The organism is Ginsengibacter sp., assembly GCF_057362405.1.
In genome coordinates this window covers 1-20,382 of the sequence record NZ_JBMQQG010000169.1, presented here as the reverse complement: position 1 = coordinate 20,382, position 20,382 = coordinate 1, and the positions used below count along the sequence as shown (strand labels likewise).

Here is a 20,382-nt window from a genome sequence, read left to right as displayed (position 1 = left end):
GAAAGAAACAAAAGCCGACAATACTATTAAGCCGATCGCCTGGATATTCGTTTATCTATTCAAAAAGATTTAAGTTATTAACTGGTTTAATATTGTAATTTCAAACCAGCAATCGGGTAACCATAAATCTATTAACGTATGTACCTGTTTAAATACCCCAAATATTTTTATCCGGCTTTTGCGGCCCTGATTTTTTCGGCTGGTACATTCTTTTTTTCCTTTTCGGCAAATGCACAAGATAGCAGCAAGGCTTTCGGCGACAGCGTTTTCATAACTAACGGGCTCGTTGGAAAAATATATCTTTTGCCAGTTAATACAAGAAGACTTCCTGATTTTGATACCATGAAATCTGTAGGTTCGATCTATGCAAATTCGATAAATATTCCACCACGAACCTGGTCATCAGGTTTTCCTGGATTGCCCAACCGGTTTGAATGGTTTGGAATTGAATACACAGGTTTTTTTACTGCTAAAAAAGGAGGCGAATACCTGTTCCGGCTACTGAGCGACGATGGTTCGAAATTATTTATTGACGACAAACTGGTTATCGATCTTGATGGACTGCATGGCGCCTATTCAAAAACAGGAAAAGTAATGTTGGATGATTCACACCACTCAATTAAAATTCAATATTTCCAGGGGCCGCGGTACACGATTGCATTGCAACTCTTTGCCAGTATAAATAATTCTAAAGAACAGATTTTCCCGGGAGATAATTTTATTCTTTACACGCAAAGCGAAAATGAGAGTAAAGTTTTTTATTTCCTGACATTGTCAGGACTGATAATACTTTATATACTTTTTGCTTTTTGGCGAAAAAATAAGAAAGAAAAAACGAAACCTGGTAAAAAGTAAAGATCCCGAATTATTTACCGGGCTCTTTCAAGGTTGCTGTAAGAGAATATACCATCGGGATTTTGTCGCCGAATTTTTTTATGATGAATTTTTTTTCTTCCAGTTGTTCTGTGCCACTGAAACAATCATACGGAGAATAATTATATTCTTTTAGTTCGGTTACCCGGAGGCCGTTAGTTACAAGGCTTTCGAATACTTCTCCTATCGAATGATTCCACGTTACGCTTTCCAAATTAATTACGGCGGTCTTATCGGCATAAGTATTCTTTTCCATTTCCACTATAGGTTCAGTTTTAAAATAACTATATTCAACACTATTGAAGTCATTATCAAAAATCCACATAAAGGGATGAAACTCTACCAGGATAAAAGTTCCTCCGGGCTTTAAAAAATCAGCAATCAGCTTTGCCCACTTATTAAGATCGGGTAACCAGCCAATTGTTCCATAAGAAGTAAAAACAATATCAAATTTTTCGTTGAGATGTTCCCGGAGATCATAAATATCACAACTAATGAAACGGGCATTGGAATTAAGTTTTATGGCTAACTCTCTTGCTTTTTTTATGGCATTATCCGACAGATCGATGCCGGTTGTAATTGCTCCAAGGCGGCTAAGTGATAAAGTATCCAGGCCAAAATGGCATTGCAAATGGAGGACCGTTTTGTTCTTTACATCACCCAGCAAGTCAAGCTCAATATCATTTAAGGACGATTCTCCTTTTATAAAATTGTCTACATCATAGAACTCAGAATTATAGTGACATTGCGTTCTCTTATTCCAGAGTGTTTTATTCTTTTCGATGTAATTTGAAGAATTGTCCATCTTTATTTTATACAATTTTTTGAACTAACGACAGAGCCAAACCAGAAAACACGGCTTTTGCCTTCTGTTAGCGCTACGCTATAAAGTTTGTCTTTGAAGAGAATTGTTGGAAATACATGAACAGGCAGATTCAAAAAACGCATCTTACTTTTCATTCAACTTAACACCTCTCGCAATTGATATAATGCCGGTAATAATCATTACCGACCAGCAGATCCAATCGAATAATCTTAAGTTCAAATTATTAATGATCCTGTCTGAACTATAGATAATGACCAATACCAACATGAATATTCCAACTGTAATTTGTGATTTCGAACCGGAGTTTTGGCGTATCATTAAAACTTATTTATTCAGTTTTACCATCTAATTTTTTAATAAGATTTACTTCGTCTACACGGTAGGGCGTGCCGTCTCTATGAAAGATATCGTGAAACCATTCTGCCGGCTCGCTGCCATCAGGAAGCGGCGTGTCCCAGGCATATTTGGTGTTTGTTTTGCCAGTTACAAATCCCCAGTTAAGAGCACCCACATTTTCTTTCTTTAATATCGGTAGTATTGTTGAGAACCTGCTGTTCCTTGGCCTCGCCATATATTCCGTACAAATTAAAGGTCTTCCTATCGATTTCAAGATTTGAATTACTCTTTCATGCGCAGGCGCTTCGTCATAATTGTGATAAGTAATAATATCAGAATTAGCTACCTGGCACTGGTTTAACTTTTCTAAATCCCACGCCCACAAACCGGCGCTGATTGGTTGCTCAGGATTTACCTCCCTTGCCCACCGAAAGATTTTACTTAGCAAAGGAAGCGATGAATCTTTTTTGCCTGAATTACCGGGTTCGTTATACAGATCCCACAATAAAATTCTTTTATCATGGGCAAAGGTTGTCAATACATCTTTCACATAAGTTTCCAGTTCAGGAAAGTTGGAAGTATCTGCAGATGCCGGCTGACCGGGATCCTGCATCCAACCTGAATTATGAATGCCCGGTTTCGGCGCAGGTTGCGTGCCGGCATGTGGGACCTTGTTCCAGCAATCATCAAAGAAAACAAACATAATTTGAATGTGATGTTTGTCTGCGATACTTAAAAAAGTATTCATTCTCTTTTTAAATCCTTCTTTGTCTTCCTTCCAGGCGATACTGTGTAAGAACACACGCATGGCATTGAAGCCGATACCTTCTGCATAACCCAATTCTTTGTCATTAATGGCGCTGTCAAATGTGTCCGCCTGCCACATCTCCAACTGGTTGATGGCGTTGCTGGGAATATAATCTGCACCAATAATCCACTGGTGAGCCGCATACCAATCATTAGCTTTTTCGGTTGTCCATTGTTTTGCCGGAATAAGGTTGGCAGCAGCCGGCTTTTTATTTTTTTGCGAATACCCGTTAACGTTACAGGCTACAGAGAAAGCTATAAGGATGTATATTTTTTTTACCAAATTCATTTAGTTATGATTAAGGGATGATTTTTGACAGAATTAATGTTATTGGTAAAGCGTTTAATTATCAATGTTTACCTGGATGTTCCATTTCCCGTTTTCAAAAATCTCCAGACCAAATCTCTCGCTGTCAAATTTAATGTCGTTTTTCGTTTCAAAAGAAAAAATTGCATAAAACGGAAAAGAAACATTGCGAAAGGTATACCTGTTTGAGTTTATTGATGCGCTGGTATCATCAGCTTCCTGCTCAAACCTGCCTTCAATTTGTTGAATATTTTTCAATTCGGGTTTGGGGGCATGTACATACTTCTCATCTGAAGAGCCTGCCGTTATTGACTTTACAACTATGGAAATTACCGTTTCTTTATCATTACTTTTCCGCACATTTACATCGGATATGTTATTTGTTAGTAAATGAACCTCATAAGGTTTTTCATGTTGGCCAACATAATTACCTGCTTTCCAAAACCCGGACATCACCATTGGTTTATCGGTATTGCTCACTTTATGTAAGGTGCCTTTTCCATCAAACAGGCCGTGTTTCCAGGATCCTTCGTAAGTGCTTCCATTTTTCCACGAATATTTTCCTTCACCTTCGGGATATCCATTTTTAAAATCTCCTATATAAGAATCAACGCCGTTAGCAGTTCCGTTTCCATTTGCCAATCCTTTTTTGCAACCGCCGGTGTATTGGCCTTTTAACGAATCTACTTTTACTTCGCATGATTGCGAAAGCACTACCGTAGTAATGGAGAGAGAGAAAACGAAGAGCAATATTTGTTTCATGAAAATATTTAAGCAATCTGAATTTAATGATTGTTACTGATTGATGAACTATCTAAAAGATAATAAAAGATTAAAGTAACGATTTATAATTGTAACCGCAATGTTGGTTAATGTACTTTCATTATCAGCAACGAAACCAAATCCCACAGGAAATGACAAACGATAATAACTTTTATGTTCCTGAATTTCCAATAATAAACGGCAAAGACCAACCCTATAAAAACAGGGCCGATTACATTTACAATTGTGCCGTATTTATAGTGTAACAAGCCAAAGAGAAGGGAGGAAATAATAATGGCCGCATTGGGATTTTTAAAAATTATTTCTAACCGCGGTTGTATGTAACCTCTCATAATAAACTCTTCAACAACACCGGCCGTTAAGGCTGTAAATACCAGTAAACCTTTATTCGCCTTTAATATATTGACGATTTCATGCAGGGTTTTGCTATGGTTATTTAACCCGGTGAATAATATAATTAACTGGAGAAGAAACATGCCGGCAATTAAAACAAGAAATATTACAACGACAGATAGCAGGTAATTTAAGAATGTATAATGCCGCTCCTGCCAGATTAAAATATGTTGTTTTTCTACCTTTATTGAATACAGCCACAGCAAACCTAAACACAACCAATATAACATTCGGGATGTAAAGAATACGTTAGCGTTAATTGCAGTTAATCCTAAAAGACCCAGGAACCAACCGGAACCGATTAGGGAAATAAGAAAAAGCAGCATGAGAATACCAATGATGCCAAAAACATATTTGCCGGGATTTTGAGAGATGGCAGTCATAATATTTATTGCTTTGGTAATTGCCGGACAAAGTAATTAACATTCTGTGAATTATAATAAATAATTACAATCTAAACTTTCGGATTTAAAGTTATAAAATAACGCTTAGGGGTAAACGAAACAGATTTGATATGATTCGTGTGACTGGAACCATGACAGGAGGACGTTCCTAAGAACCAGATCGACAATCTCAATTCTAAATATGAATGCAATATTTGAATACTGCTTTTAATTACTATTCCATTTTATATTTCTAAAAAGATATGGTCTCAAGTCGCCGGTTAATTCAAAGTAGTACCAAGAAGTATTTTCATTGTCCTGATTGGCATTATATTGATTTATAAATGCTTGTATCTTTATTCTGTATTTTCCTTTTTTTAAATCAGAATAATATTCGCCTAAATAAAAGGAGTCCTTTGCGATGGCTCCCTTTTTAACGGTATCCAGAATTGGAGGTATTTGATAAGGTGGATTATATAGACCTGAATGAGCATAAGGTATAAAGCTATCAACACTTTTTTTTTCTAATTTGACCAGATAAAATCCCGAATAATCGTAGTCAAGTCCAATAATTCTCGCTTCTGGGACTGTAACACTTTTATAAAAAAGTAAATTTATCATTACATTTTTATCATAATAATTTGAAACCTTAATGGTTTCCATCATCATTTTTACTTTTATTTGTCCATGGTGTGTTTGAGCAAATAGATTGGGAGTTACTAGCACTAGTAAAACTTGAATTATTATTCTTTTTTTACACATGTGTATTAATTGTTGCGTGTCAGCCGAGTCTCCTGCAAGCGACTCGGCGTACAAAAGGCAATGAACAGATTTATTTTCAACTTACCGCCGGGTCTTCTCCTGGAGGCCCGGCTACGACCAGGTTGCAGTTTGTCCCCGCATTGCTCGTTTTAAAACTAGTCAATTACAATAATGCTTCCAAATAGCTTGCTTTGCTGATGTTTGAATAAATGATCAGGAATTAAATTGCCAGATGAAGGCGCATTTAAGCGCACGGGTCCAAATATCAATTTCTTGCTGACTTCTTGCTGAATCGTGCCTGTTACCTTGCAGGCATATTGCTGGCTTTAGCAACATGCCTGCAAGAACTCAGCAACAAAGTAGCAGGAAATCAATAAGGAAACAGCCGGAAAATACCCGGAAGAGAATTTACATAAACTCATTTTTTGCCGGTGACCTTAATTATATTACCCAATCGGGCAAATCTATTTGAATAGAAAATCTTACTTAATCAGCCCTTTTTTGCCTGCAAATAAATAAATTGTTTTAAATACTTTGCAAGAATAAAAATCATTGGTTCGTTAGATAATTTAAATTGGATATAGATGATTGTGTACCTTTTTGAAAGTTATAGGATTCTTCAACTATAGTTACTTCGCAATAAACTTTCCAAAAGTTTTTTGACACTCGTCTTTTTTTAGTCATCGGGGGCCGGACTAACGGAATTCTTATCATCTTTTGTTGTTAACTTCATCAATAAATTATAAATCATCGGTAGCCCCGGGAGAACGTTCAATGAAAAACCTGCCCTCGCAATAACTTAGCCATTGTGTACTATTCTAAATGAAACTTCCTACTATGCGACAAGTTAATTTCATTTTAGTTGGAATTGCTCTTTTATTTGGAGCCTGTAACGGGCATATACATGGCGATTCATCATCATCATCAGTTAAAAGGGAAATTCCTACGTATATCGGTGGAACTTTTGACATCTTTTATCACTCAGCAAAAGATAGACAAAAAGAGTTAGGGCTTGACAACCTTGAAAATGGCTTCCACGATTTACAGATTAGAGTTTGGTATAACTTTGCCCTTGTAAGTGAGCGAAAGCTGGTAGTGATTACGAACAAAGATACCAGCTGGACAGCAGATATTTATGATTTGCAGGTCGGGTGGGAAGGCAAAACTGAAACGATCCTTTCTAAAAAAATAAGACGAGTTTCACCCAAATCGGGTTGGCCAACATTCTCGAAAAAATTATTAGACCTGCAGATAATGACTTTACCCAATCAGGATGATGTAGAAGGCTATAGCGCAGGGGATGAAGGTAGAACTTATAGCGTTGAAGTTGCCACGAAAAATCAATACCGGTTTTATAGTTATTGGGAACCTCAAGGGTATGAAAACAAGTTTTGGCAAGCAAAGAAGATGACTGAAATTTTAAGACTTTTTGAAACAGAACTTGGCACTTAGAAGAGCCTAAGCACCCAACAAAGGTGATCGACGCACAACACCATAAAAAATAACCCTGGGATCAAAATCCGTCAGAATTGTTTCAATATACTGTTAAGAAATAATTTAGGTCAACCTTTCCCGTTGGCTTCAGCAACTAGTAATGGCGTATAACGGTAGCTGTTATGATTAAAAAAGCATTTTGCCAGGGTTTTGGCAAAGGTTTTACAGAAACCGAGGTTCGTGCCTTTACCAATCATCAATGATTTTGTTCCGTGAAAGCACGAACCGAGGTATGGTTTTTTTTTATTCAATAAACCCTATTGGGGCATCTCGAAAATTTTCGGATCAATTTCTTTATTTATTTCAATTTTATTGACGGTTGCGGAAAAAGAAAAATTGCCACCCATATCTGTGTCAATTTTATGAGGTATCACATAACCGAAATCAGTTTTTTGGTAATCAGAGAAAGAAATGGTTATTACTACCGGCTGCCCCATCATATCACCTTCTTTCACAGCTTTTGTAATTAGGTAGGTTGCAGGGTCAATAAAGTAGGTAACACTTGAACTGTCGGCGGCTGTAACTTTTATCTTATACATATCGCCTTCTTTCCCCAGCAATTCGGCTTTGCCTCCGTTTGCGGCATAATTGAACAATTCTCCTCCAATATACATCTGGCCTTTAGCTGCCTTATATTGTTCGTCAGGTAACGCCTGCGCAGTGCTGCCGCCCGCCATTGGGTTAATGCTCCATCCACCCTTTTCATTAAAAGCCTGGATGATTTTAGAGCCATTGAAATCTGTTTCACTCCTAAAGCCTTTACCGTTTAGAACGGTTGTGGTTACCGGGACATCGTTTCCCATCATCTGGGCGGTACTTTCGGTATAAATAGAATTGATTTTGCTGATCAGATCTTTACCGCCAACGGCCTCAATACTTTTATTAATTATTTCATCGGCGGTCTGACCAAAAGAATATATCGCACTCAGCATCGTAGCAGCGGCAAGAAAAAAAAATTTAGCTAATTTCATTTTAGATTGTTTAAGAGAATTGAAAACTATAGTATAGAATTTAAGTTATAAAGATAGAAGAATTAATGAGACTAAATGAGGCATATTCGTTATTTTGTTTGGGTTATGTTAGGCTGTCGATTCCTCCAGGTTTAACGCATCGCAAAGCTAAAAGAGGTCCCGCTATCCGCAGAATAATCAAATAATAAAAGTGCCCTATTCTAAGTTTTCGCCCGGGCGGACAGGCGCAAACCCGGAATATTTAGGAGATATAACAGCTAAGGCTAAACGAAATAGCAATTATAAAAAAAGAAAAATATGTCAATAACGAAAGAATCGGAACTAATCGGCATGAAAAAGGCAAGTGAAGCGGTTGCCCTCACTTTAAAAGAAATGAGAAAATTTGCCAAACCGGGATTAACCACGAAGGAGTTAGATAACTATGGCGGGCAAATCCTTAATGATTTGGGGGCTAAATCAGCACCCTATTTAACTTACGGTTTTCCCGGCTATACTTGCATAAGCGTAAATAATGAATTTTGTCATGGCATACCATCTGACAAAAAAATCCTTGATGAAGGTGATTTAATTAATATTGACGTTTCAGCAGAATTAGATGGCTTTTGGTCGGACAACGGAGGCTCATTTGTTCTGGGCACGGATGTAAACCAACACCAAAAACTTATTGAGGCTTCAAAACAAATTTTACATAAAGCAATATATAATATAAAAGGCGGGGTTCGCATCGCTGACATTGGATTTTTAATGGAGACCGAAGCTAAGAAAAGAGGTTACAGAGTCATTAAAAATTTAACAGGCCACGGAATAGGAAGAAGTCTCCATGAAGAACCTCATGAAATAGCTAATTACCGGGACCGTCTTAACCAGGTAAGGTTTAAAAAAAATTCTGTAGTTGCCATTGAAACGTTTATATCAACAACCTCAACCTATACCAATACCCTGAATGACGGTTGGACAATGGTTGGAAATAAAGGTGGTTTTATGGCTCAGCACGAGCATACTATTGTTGTTACTGACGGTACACCAATTGTATTGACTGAGATGAATGAAATATGGAATTAAGAATAACCACAAACTAAATAACGCCCAGGGACTCAAGCGGGAAAGGCTAACATCAGCGAAAGGGAAGACCGCATTTATTTTAACTTTCCACCAAAGTACTCTTCGAGAGACTTGCCTGCGAACAAGATGCGAGACCAAAATGAATCAGAGACTATGACTTTTAAAATAACAATTCAAAAATTAAGAATATTAGACAACTGCAAAGAAAGCTTAGGGGGTTATGATCATGTCAAAAAGCAGGTATTTAAATATTTTGTTCTACAATGAATATCTGTTAATCGAGAGATTAGTTCAGGACATTAAAATGATTAAAAAATGCCTGGCAGCGCAAAGTTATGAAGAGCAAGTAAATGATTTAATAGAGGAAAGTTGCGACGATGAGGACACAATTAGACTCTTCAAAAAAATAGCAACGAAATTATGGAGTAACATTCTGTGCCTGCGCAGCTTTCGCCCCATAAACCATAAATTGTAAAGAACTAAACGTGAGACCAGGATGTCCAAAACTTTATACCCTTTGCACCAATTCTTCGAAGATTTTATTTTTAATCAAATCATCGCTATTAACATCATAAAGCCATCTCGCTTTATTTTTTGCTCTTCTGTAAATAATTATTCACATTCTTGCATTTATAAAAAATTATTATAAATTTTATATTCCTGTTTTAGAAATAACCCCACAGATTCCCCTCTGTAACGCAAAGAAAACATCCGGCAGGTAAGCCGCCAAGAGAAATTATTGCTGCAAATGCTCCTTAATTTTTTGATGTAGATTTTTCGACTTTATAAGTCCTCATGAAAGGCCTGATGGCACATACTACTGCTTATAAGCATTGGTGACCTTACAATGTTATGTGCGGTAACGTTAAGATTATATAAGCTTTTACACAGTTATAAATGAAAGGCGGTGTTACTAATTTGATCTTATTTATTGCGCTTTTTTTAAAATGTTATAACCATAAAATTATGCCTAAAGATTTTTGCGATTGCCTGGTAAAGAATGACTGGAGTTGCGTAAAAAAAGACATCAATACCTATTTAAGTACTGTAGATAAAAATACCGCCGAAGACAGTATCAGCGCCGGATTTAAAAAATGGCTTCTTAAAAATACCTGCATTAAAGAAGTTACCATTTTGCCTGGTATGGTTGAAACGAACCCACCCGTAAAACAGTTTCAGGTAAAGATTACCACACCTGGCGGAATCGTCGAAAAAACATTAGGCATTCAAATAAGTAAAAAAATATTACAAGCTCACATATATTAAAATTCTTTTTATGGCAAAGAGGTATAAAACAGTGCAACATACCATGATGCGGAAAATAGACAGCGCTAAAGAAACACTTCAAAAAATTCCGAATGTGCTGGCTGTGGGGATTGGCTTAAAGGAAACTGATGGAGAATTTACCGATGAAATTGCATACCGGGTTTTTGTTCCTGAAAAAAAACCTAAAAGCGAATTGAAAAAGCATGAAATAATACCGGCGGAAATTGATGGCCACAAAACAGACGTGATCACTCCTTATCACATAACAAATGAAGCTTTTGTAGAAACACAAAACATAAAAGATGTACGCCCCATACAGGGTGGTATTGCTATGGGAAATGATAAAGACCAGAATGCGTACGGCACTCTGGGCTGGTTTGCAAAATTGGCCGATAATAGTTTGGTGATACTTACTAATAAGCATGTGCTGTACGATACCACTTTAGAAACTAATACCAGCGTAAATAAAGCTGCACAGGCATTCTATTCAAAAAGTTGCTGTTGCGAGTGTGGTGTAATAGGCCAATCAATTATCGGTATAAAAAATGCTACGGTAGATTGTGCCATAGCTTCCATCAATGGCGATATTGGCACTTCGCTCCGGATAACAAACGACTCTACTACCCAGGTTTTAAAAGTAACAGGTACCGCACAAGCAGTGATTGGTAATGTAAGGAAAATAGGAGCAAGATCTATTTTTACTAAAGGCAAAATTGTACATATTGGAGATACAGCAGCAGCGCCAACAGATCCTGCGGGAGGAGCTATTACTATTCAACCCGATCAGTTGATCATTATCCCTGCGCCCGATGAAACCTATCAAAGTGAAAATGGCAAATTCGCTTTTTCAAATCATGGTGACTCAGGGTCTGCAATTATAGACGACAACAATAAGATGGTAGGTTTATTATGGGGAGGTGATGCCACTTCTAACTCGGTAAAATTAACCTGGGCGAATAATATTGATAAAGTAATAACTGCATTAACTAACGCAGGTCATGCCATCACCATTGCAACTTCCCCTGACGGAGGTGAAAAGAATTTTGTGCAAAGAAAGAAATCAACCGTTGTTCAAAGCAAACAGCCTTCGTTGACCAGGTTGCAGCACATGGTTCCTAAAGAGTGGAGCGATGTAATTGCCAAACACCGGCCGGAAGTGATGCGCCTCATCAACACTTCCAAAAAAACAGGGGCGGTATGGCAGCGGTACCAGGGGCCGGCATTTACCGTTCATTTTATGAACAGTATGAATGATCCGGATTATGTTATTCCCAAAGAAATTAAGAATATAAACTTTACCACTTTACTTATTAAGATGGGAGATGTTTTAAAAGAATGTGGCAGCGATGCTTTGAAACAATCAATTAGCGAGTACGGCTTTACCGTTATAAGCGCTGCGGAAGATGCATCTTCAGTAAAAGACTTTATTTTAAAACTAAATAATACGGTAACGGTATGAGCAGTGCAGCCGGTACATTAGAAACTATAGCTCTGGAGCTGTCTAAAATATTCAGCCCGTTAAAAAGCATATCCGGTTCATCTGATACAGAATTACAAACCGGCACCATAACATCTTTTTTAAGAGCATTGGGATTAAACATTTCTCCGGCGCAGGAATCTGCTATAGTTACTCCTTTTTCAACAACAGCAGATAAGGTAACGCAACTGCTCAGCAAAACCAAAGATTTAGTTGCTGCCATTGACGCTGAAAATATTTCGGATATTATAAGCATCAGCGGCGCCGTAATCGGGTTAATTAAAGATATTATTGACGGCTTTACGGCCATAAAGAATGCATTGCAAAGTGCAGGAATTCCATCGGTTGACGCATCGGTGATTCCTGAAAAGATGATGAACTATTTATTGCACGAGTATATTGAAAAGATTCCGGGCCTTAACCCCGTGCTTGAATTTTTAAACATACTCGAAGTTGATGAACACAATGTGGGCTCTACTGATCCGCTCAATCCTCCCTTTAATATTTATGCATTCCATTTTGATGAAATTGGAAACTGGTTAAGCAATGCCGGTAATCAAATGAAATCTATATACAATTGGGGTGCTGATACGTTTGATGGAAAAACATTACTGGACAAAACAGATAAGATTCTCACCCGCTTAAATCTTCCTTCGCTTTATGATTCGGTTGCCAATAAACTTGATACGGGCCTCGTTGAAGTGATTCCGAAAACAGATATTAGTCCTAAAGGACTTTTATTTACTGTAAAATCTGCTTTTACCAGTGGTACACAAACTGTAAATGGCGATGATTGGAATGTACAATCAAAGGTAGATGTAACCGTTCCCGCTAATGCAGGCATCATCGTGCAATCCAATGGAAAAATTTCAATTCAGCCACCCGATAATACAGATATACATGGCGAAGTGTCATTGGTGTGGACTGCTCATAAGCAAAGTGGTGATGCATTTGTTCTTATAGGCGAGGCAGGTGGAAGCAGGTTTGAAATTGGAACTTTTATTATTGGCGTTAGTACGAAATTAACATGGGATATTGTGAACAGTAAGGCCAATGGCGAGTTTAAAATTGAAGGCTCTATAAACAAATGCAAAGTAATTATTAATGCGTCAGGTGCAGATGGATTTTTAGCTACGTTGCTTCCCTCGTCTGGGTTTGAAGCAGATTTTGATCTCACGCTCGGTATATCAAGCACAGCAGGATTTTATATTGGAGGCAGCAGTTCTTTCGAAATAAATCTTCCGTTACATGTACAATTAGGCCCAATTACTTTGGACGGATTTAGCCTGAGCATAAAACCTGCTAATGGCCAAATTCCTATTGGGCTTGCGGCAAGCCTTACCGGTTCATTAGGGCCGATAGAAGTTGCCATCCAGGATATTGGCGCAAAAGCTATTTTTTCATTCCCTCCTAACAACTCCGGTAATCTTGGCCCCGCACAATTAGATATTGGTTTTCTTCCACCAAAAGGTGTGGGCCTTTCTATTGATGCCGGTGTCGTAAAAGGCGGCGGCTTCATTTTGTTTGATCCGGATAAAGGCGAGTATGCGGGAGCGTTACAATTGTCCATTGAAGATACTATTCAGGTTTCGGCTATTGCAATTATCAATACAAAAATGCCTGATGGTTCCAACGGATTTTCTTTGCTCGTTATCATCAGTGTCTCATTTGAGCCAGGAATATCACTGAGTATGGGTTTCTTCCTAAGCGGCCTTGGTGGCATGCTTGGCATCAACAGAACTATCAATGTAGATGCCATGAGAGACGGCGTCAAGAATGATGCGATTGAGCAGATCATGTTTCCGCAGGATATTATTGCCAACATCAATACTTTGCTGCCGCAGATAAAATCAATCTTTCCCATAAAGCAAGATCAGTTCATGATTGGATTGATGGCAAAGATTACGTGGGGAGTTCCTTCGCTGGTAACTATTGAATTTGGCTTATGTATTGAATTTACAAATCCGGTGCGGCTTGCCATACTTGGCGTATTAAAAATAGTATTGCCAACAGAAGACGCGGCAATATTACAACTGCAGGTAAACTTCGTCGGCATTATAGATTTTGATAATGGTTACCTGTCTTTTGATGCAAGTATTTACAATTCGCATATACTAACGTTTACGCTTGAGGGTGATATGGCGCTCCGGCTTAACTGGGGCAATGAAAAGGCCTTCCTGATGTCAGTGGGTGGTTTTCATCCTTCCTTTAAACCACCCGCTTCTTTAAATGTACCTAATTTAAAGCGACTTACACTTACCATATTAAGTCCGAATCCTAATTTGGTATTAACTGCTTATTTCGCTGTTACATCTAATACGGTTCAGTTTGGAGCAAGAATAGATTTTAGTTATGGCATTTCAGGGTTTAGTGTGGTGGGTTGGTTGGGGTTTGATGTGTTATTCCAGTTCTCACCATTTAAATTTATTGCAGATATAACGGCAGGCCTCGAAGTGAAAATGGGTGGCAGCACATTGTTCTCTATTAATCTCGACTTTGAGCTTTCAGGACCAACACCATGGAATGCAAACGGCTCCGCATCATTCTCTATACTGTTCTTTAGTTTTAGTGTACACTTCAACGTTACCTGGGGCGATGCACAACAGGTTATTTTACCAGGCATTGCCGTGCTGCCCAAAATTTTGGAAGCATTTAATCTCGATGCCAACTGGACAGCAGAGCTGCCGGCCAACCGCTATAACCTTGTAACGCTTGCCAGTATTGTTCCGAAACCCGGCCAAATTATTCTGCAGGCATTCGGAGCTGTTAAAGTGAGCCAGATAATAATGCCACTAAAACTCGTGATCGATAAATTTGGAAACAACACACCTTCCGATATTAATATGGCTGATATTTCTGCATTCAGGTTGGGTGGCCTGGACACTGGTTTGAATGATGAAGCAGAATCCTTTGCTCCTTCTGCTTACAAAAATATGTCGGATGATGATAAATTAAAATCTCCTTCATATACAAAAGAAAAAGGAGGCGTAAAAGTTTCGGACACGGACACATTGTTTGTTGATTATGCCTGGGACCGTGATGTAGTGTATGATGTGAAGGTCTCTGATTTCGATCCGTTCCCGCAACCTGCCACGTTTAATTTCGATTTCAAGTGGTTCAAGCTTATGGTAAATGGAGGAGCCATCGGCCGAAGCGCCTTATCGAAACAAAATTCACAGAAGAATTTCAGATTAAATAACGCGGCTGTTAATATGGGTGAAGAACAATTTGTGCTGATAAATAATTCAACACTTGCTCAACACGGCGCTGATGTGTTTGCGGGCGGAACACATGCACAGGCTAATGATGCTTTTGAAACGATTATTAAACAAAATCCTTCATTGAAGGGAAAGGTAAGTATAGCATCAGCTTATCAGCTTAGCTAAATTGATTATGATTGTTCGGATAAAAGATATTTTATGAAATCCTGTCTCTCTCCGTTGGGAGCGGGGTTGGGGTGAGGTAAGTGAGGTGATAATTAATAATTAAATTATGATGATTAGTATAAAAATAAAATTTTTAAACACTTTAAAATAATCCTGTCTCCTCTCTGTTGAAGAGGGGATAGGCGCGAGGCATTTCTTATGGCAACTACATTACCTTCTTACGGATTTTTACCATGGGCAAGGCAGGGCGTTGCTTCTAAAATCAGTGAGACTGATACCCTTGGCAGCAGCGACGGTAACGCAATGGTAAGAGCAGACCTTTCAGCAGAGCTTGACGTTCAATATACGAATCTCGACGGGAGTGTACAGGTAAACACGATCACAAAACAAATACAGGTTGTTGGCCCGGGAGATGTGCTGGGTATCGATAACAAAGCAATTGTTCGCACAGAGCCGCGGAGAGGTGTTACTAATTATGAAGATAACGGGCTGCCTTATATTGAATTTTATGAAGAAGATTTTCTGTGGAGGTATTCCCCCGCAACTGCGGCTAACCCTAACGGTAACCATACACGATTACGGCCGTGGCTGGCTTTAGTGGCGCTAAAGGATGATGAATACACTATAAAGCAAATCCCCGGTGGGCTACCTTATATATCAGTGGACCAGTCCTCGTTCGATAAAGCTTTTCATCATCAAAACGATACATGGGCATTTGCTCACGTTCATTTTAATAATAAGCTAACTAATTTAAGTGGAGCTGCTATGCAGGATGAAGTAAATTCTGACCTCAGCAGTAACCCGGATGTGGCGGTATCGAGACTAATGTGCCCACGTAAGCTGGCTAAAAATACTGCGTTTACAGCCTTCGTTATACCTGCATTTGAAACCGGCAGGCTTGGTGGTTTGGGAATCGACACGGCGGGAATTCCGGCCCAAAGACCTTCGTGGCATAAAGGAGCGATGCCAGGTGCGGGAACCAGGCCCTTCGATTTTCCGGTTTATTATCAATGGAACTTCCGCACCGCAGATTTCGGCGATTTTGAAAGTCTTGTTACAATGCTCAAACCCATCATCATGGATGCTGATTCGGGCAAAATGCCTATGGATATCCAGGATCCGGGATTTAATATGAACCCGGTGAATGATGGCACTAAAGTAATTGGAATGGAGGCGGCCTTAAAGCCACCAAATTTTGAACCCGATAAATGGCCAACTAACGGAGGCACAAACGCAGATGATATAGCAACGGTTGATAAATTAAGAGAACTCCTCAATATGTCTGCCGATCTGGTGGACAAGAACGCAGTAATTGCAAGCAAGAATCCATTTTATAATACAAACATCGGGGAGGATCCCTTCCTGGTTCCGCCGGTATATGGCGTTTGGCATGCGCTCGTTTCGAAATTGGGAGATGGTTCCAATCCTCCCTGGATTGAAGAATTAAACCTTGATTTTAGAAACAGGGGCGCAGCAGGGTTGGGGGTGAAGGTGGTACAAAAGCACCAGGACGATTTTATGAACCGTGCGTGGCAGCAGGTTAACAAAGTGAACGATGCCAATAAAAAGATACAGGAAACTCTGTTGGCGCAGGCAGTTACAAAGTGTGTTTTCAAAAAACATATTATTAACGCAGGAAATGATAAAGCCGTAATGCTTACGCATTCTGTTCAGCATTTAATAAAAAATGTAGCTAACACGCAAACATTACAACAGGATTTCATCAACAGTCGCATTCCCTACGCATCTAAAACAGCCAGCTTCCGCAAAATATCCAGGCCTAACAGCAAAATAGCTAAGGTCAGTGCTACTACATCGGGCGTGGCATCGCTTGTAAAATTAAATAATGTTATACAGCGTTTTAATATAGAAGATGAAACACAGGTAACGGCGGTAACTGCCGCAAAATTAAAACAGGCACCGATTGCAGCACTCGATACTACGAGTATCAACACGGCCATCACAGATGCAATATCAAATTATAAAGCCAGCACCAGCGATCTTGCTAAAGATGCTTTTGTAAAAATGATTGAAGATGATGTAATAACCGCAAATGCTTCATTGAGCCTGGCTCAATTGTTAACTGCGGTAAACAACCAGAATATAAGTGACGTTGCGGTTAAGAATATTGTAATTGATCTGGTAAACAATATTGTGGCCGCAAGTCTCCCGGTTCATAAGGATGGGTTCGGCCAGGTAACCATTCAATTGAATAATGCAAAATTCAAAGAAATATTTGGGGACGGAATTCATGCAAAGAATTACAATGATGTTATTCTGAAAGATGATTCAGACCTTTCTAAAGTTAGCATTAAATCTATGACCACGCAAAACGATGTGCTTGCCTTAAAGAGTTCGTTTACCGATTTCACCAACATTTTAGATACATTACCGCAGGTAACGCCGGTGCCTTCATTTGCTAATGCCGCAACGGTGTCTTCACACATCTTTCAAAAATTAGATCCGGCGTTTACGTTTGCTAATAAGTTAATGGCCACGATACGGATATTAAAAAACGGCGCTTATGTTCCTTTACCACAGTTGAAACCAATTATGGCATATCCTGAATTTACAGAAGCCGTCTATACCTACCTGTTAGAACTCTCCAAAAATTTTATTTTACCTAACATAGATAAGCTGCCGGATAATTCTATTACGCTTCTTGAAAACAACCAATCATTTATAGAAGCATTTATGGTAGGCATGAATCATGAAATGGCAAGGGAACTTTTATGGAACGAGTATCCAACGGACCAACGTGGTTCTTACTTCAGGCAGTTTTGGAATATTGATGACAGCCTTTTTCCTTTAGATCCGGATCCTGAAAAAGACAAAGAGATGAAACTCGATATCAGGAAGATAAATACCTGGAGCGCAAAACTTGGTGGCAATAGCCCACGACCACTGTCTGCCAATTTGGTTTTAGTGATACGCGGGCAGTTGTTCAAAAAATATCCAAACACAATGGTATTTGCGCAACAGGCTCAATATGATAGCTCTGATGCATCGAAACCGCGACTATTAAAAGATGGAATCGATCCAACCAAGGACGAAACGAAGTTTCCTTTATTTAAGGCAGAGATTGATCCTGACATAACGTTATTTGGTTTTTCATTAAGTGAGGAACAGGCACGCGGAGACAGGATTACCCAACCGCACGGATCTACCGCAGGTAAAGACCCGGGTTGGTTTTTTGTGTTAAAAGAACGGCCGGGCCATGTGAGGTTTGGGCTCGATGATTATACTGATGAACATGGCAACACTGATGTGATGCCGACGGGAAACCCGGCAACATGGGATGACCTTGCATGGGAATATTTGGTAAACAGCAAAGCGGATCTCGAAACCTATCATATCACTTTTAATAAAAATATAGTAATACAGAATACTGCCAACCAACCTCTGTGGAATAGTAATTCAGCAGACATGGCGGCAATCTTATTCCAGGACCCGGTATTGTTTGCAAGGCACGCTGCAGAAATGTTGCCTGAAACTTAATGTATTTAATTGAACGATTATGTCAACGATTCATGCACAAGTAGAAGATCCCCGCTTAAACGATATACGAAACAGTATTGCGCAACATACTGATGCCATTCCTTTTTTGTTACTACCTGTACGGACAGAAACAAGATTCATGCAGGTGTCAAAACAATCGTTGCAGGTAACTGCCACAATTGAATCCGTTTTGGAAGGAATGGCTTTTGTGCAAATAGAAGCTATTAACACGCAGGGGAGCCTAACGGGAGATAATATACGCAGTTTAACCACAGATGCAACGGGATTAATAACTCCAATACAATCTTTAGGTGTTATCTCCATTAAAGAAAAAGGATGGCTGAAACAATTGTTTGGCGATATGCAAAAAGATATGCAACTGGTAGTTACCGCTTCACAGGCCACTTTTCCGCCGGACAGCCAGAAATTAAATGCCGCCATCACTCAATTAAGCAACGCAGTTAACGGGACAAAGATCATTGATCTTAGTGCTATTGAGCCCGCGAGAATGTTGCTTGACGCTTTTACTAACGTGGATACTACGTTACAAATATTAAATGGCGTTAATAAAAAGAAACCGCCTTACACTGATATTAAAAACAAGAAGGATTTATATACCTATATAATAAAAACTTTAAACGATATAAAAAGTTTTTATGAAAGTGTTGATGCTAAAACCAAAGCGCTGCAGTATATAGGAAAAACACAAAGAACCAGGATCCAACAACTCCAGGCCGACATACAGGGCCAGTTGAATAACCTTGTGGCCTCTATAGATAAACTACATCCTGATGCTGCCTGGAAAAAATTTGTACAGGAAAAAGTTCAAACGCTTGTAACTGAAATTATCAGCCTGAGCAACGCATTTACAACTACAACACTTCCTTTACTCAATAATCTGCCGGGACCACCGGCCATGCAAACAGGTGATGTTTATTTTAGCGGCATTAAGGCATTGGTAAAAATCAAAAGATTTAATCAACAGCAAAGCCAGAAATATAATGTGATAAAAAGATACAAGACCTATCTCGAACCACGCATCACTTCCCTGGCTAAAACAATACAATCGCCCATCCCGGAATCGCAGCCGGGGCAGATACAAACCTTACAGAATTTATTTGCATCGATCAATACAGAAGTGCAAAAATCAGTAACCCGCATCAACAATTATGCAGCAGCAAATAAATCACAAAGCACAGGTAAAACTATCATTGGTAATTATTTTAATCAAAGCGTAGTCAGCGTTATTGGTGGCTTCGCAGGCGTTGGAAATAATTTTCCAAAACCGGTTTACACACCTGCTCCGCCGCAGGTAATTAATCAATTATGGGTGCGCATTTATCCGGATGATATTTTCGTAATGACTCATGAAGAAGCATTAACTGCCAGTGAACAAGATGCAGGTAAGCAATTCTGGAAATTTTGGTGGGCAGCAGGAGGAGACAAGGATTTACAAATGGCTGCATGGCAAACATTATGCACAGCCCTGGGAATAAATCGTGCTTCATGGGTGGCAAGGGCGTTGAATCCGGGGACTATTCCGAAAAATAACCAGGTGCTGCACCTAAGCCCTTCAACAAAAATTTTAGATGCTACCAAAATACTTGCCGCTGTTAATACCGGCCTTAAAAATTTGCCGCTGAATGGTACAGCAACTGATATATTGAAAGCAGCTTCATCTCAGAATTTGATAGCTTTTCTAACGGGCAATCTTGGTAAAATCCTTACCGTTACTACCTCTTTAAAGGAAGAACAGGA

General features: G+C 39.1%; 15 protein-coding genes. 8 read left to right on the top strand and 7 right to left on the bottom strand.

What is annotated here, in order from left to right; all coding sequences use genetic code 11:
• The first annotated feature begins 138 nt into the window (after window positions 1-138).
• Window positions 139-855, top strand: a complete 717-nt coding sequence (locus ACO1O5_RS13990; RefSeq protein ID WP_486271225.1) for a PA14 domain-containing protein — start codon at window positions 139-141, stop codon at window positions 853-855.
• A 10-nt stretch (window positions 856-865) separates the two neighbouring features.
• Here ACO1O5_RS13990 and ACO1O5_RS13985 read toward each other — a convergent pair whose 3' ends face one another.
• The 6 genes from ACO1O5_RS13985 to ACO1O5_RS13960 form a co-directional block, all read right to left on the bottom strand.
• Window positions 866-1,678, bottom strand: coding sequence for a class I SAM-dependent methyltransferase (locus ACO1O5_RS13985; RefSeq protein ID WP_486271223.1), 813 nt, complete (start codon window positions 1,676-1,678; stop codon window positions 866-868).
• 144 nt (window positions 1,679-1,822) lie between these two features.
• Entirely contained in the window at window positions 1,823-2,017 is a 195-nt protein-coding gene (locus ACO1O5_RS13980; RefSeq protein ID WP_486271221.1) for a hypothetical protein, read from the bottom strand.
• Window positions 2,018-2,027: 10 nt separating this feature from the next.
• A complete protein-coding gene (locus ACO1O5_RS13975) occupies window positions 2,028-3,131 on the bottom strand; it encodes a glycoside hydrolase 5 family protein (RefSeq protein ID WP_486271219.1) in 1,104 nt (367 codons plus the stop codon).
• A gap of 54 nt (window positions 3,132-3,185) precedes the next feature.
• On the bottom strand, window positions 3,186-3,911 hold the full coding sequence (locus ACO1O5_RS13970) for a hypothetical protein (RefSeq protein WP_486271217.1): 726 nt from the start codon (window positions 3,909-3,911) through the stop codon (window positions 3,186-3,188).
• Window positions 3,912-4,018: 107 nt separating this feature from the next.
• On the bottom strand, window positions 4,019-4,708 hold the full coding sequence (locus tag ACO1O5_RS13965; protein WP_486271215.1) for a CPBP family intramembrane glutamic endopeptidase: 690 nt from the start codon (window positions 4,706-4,708) through the stop codon (window positions 4,019-4,021).
• A gap of 228 nt (window positions 4,709-4,936) precedes the next feature.
• The gene (locus ACO1O5_RS13960) at window positions 4,937-5,470 is read right to left on the bottom strand and encodes a hypothetical protein (RefSeq protein ID WP_486271213.1); all 534 of its coding nucleotides are present in this window, start codon (window positions 5,468-5,470) and stop codon (window positions 4,937-4,939) included.
• 837 nt (window positions 5,471-6,307) lie between these two features.
• Here ACO1O5_RS13960 and ACO1O5_RS13955 point away from each other — a divergent pair.
• The gene (locus tag ACO1O5_RS13955) at window positions 6,308-6,922 is read left to right on the top strand and encodes a hypothetical protein (RefSeq protein ID WP_486271212.1); all 615 of its coding nucleotides are present in this window, start codon (window positions 6,308-6,310) and stop codon (window positions 6,920-6,922) included.
• A gap of 299 nt (window positions 6,923-7,221) precedes the next feature.
• Here ACO1O5_RS13955 and ACO1O5_RS13950 read toward each other — a convergent pair whose 3' ends face one another.
• Complete coding sequence (locus ACO1O5_RS13950) at window positions 7,222-7,935, bottom strand: hypothetical protein (RefSeq protein WP_486271210.1); 714 nt, start codon at window positions 7,933-7,935, stop codon at window positions 7,222-7,224.
• 297 nt (window positions 7,936-8,232) lie between these two features.
• Here ACO1O5_RS13950 and map point away from each other — a divergent pair, with 297 nt between their 5' ends.
• The 6 genes from map to ACO1O5_RS13920 form a co-directional block, all read left to right on the top strand.
• Window positions 8,233-8,997 carry a type I methionyl aminopeptidase gene (map, locus tag ACO1O5_RS13945; protein ID WP_486271208.1) on the top strand — a complete coding sequence of 255 codons (765 nt, stop codon included), beginning with the start codon at window positions 8,233-8,235 and terminating at the stop codon, window positions 8,995-8,997.
• Between the two features lie 966 nt (window positions 8,998-9,963).
• Window positions 9,964-10,263, top strand: coding sequence for a hypothetical protein (locus ACO1O5_RS13940; protein WP_486271206.1), 300 nt, complete (start codon window positions 9,964-9,966; stop codon window positions 10,261-10,263).
• Between the two features lie 10 nt (window positions 10,264-10,273).
• Window positions 10,274-11,722, top strand: a complete 1,449-nt coding sequence (locus ACO1O5_RS13935) for a hypothetical protein (protein WP_486271204.1) — start codon at window positions 10,274-10,276, stop codon at window positions 11,720-11,722.
• On the top strand, window positions 11,719-15,126 hold the full coding sequence (locus ACO1O5_RS13930) for a DUF6603 domain-containing protein (RefSeq protein ID WP_486271202.1): 3,408 nt from the start codon (window positions 11,719-11,721) through the stop codon (window positions 15,124-15,126). The genes ACO1O5_RS13935 and ACO1O5_RS13930 overlap by 4 nt, the downstream gene beginning before the upstream one ends.
• A gap of 198 nt (window positions 15,127-15,324) precedes the next feature.
• The gene (locus ACO1O5_RS13925; protein ID WP_486271200.1) at window positions 15,325-18,624 is read left to right on the top strand and encodes a hypothetical protein; all 3,300 of its coding nucleotides are present in this window, start codon (window positions 15,325-15,327) and stop codon (window positions 18,622-18,624) included.
• Window positions 18,625-18,643: 19 nt separating this feature from the next.
• The coding region (locus ACO1O5_RS13920) for a hypothetical protein (protein WP_486271198.1) at window positions 18,644-20,382 on the top strand (1,739 nt) is incomplete at its 3' end.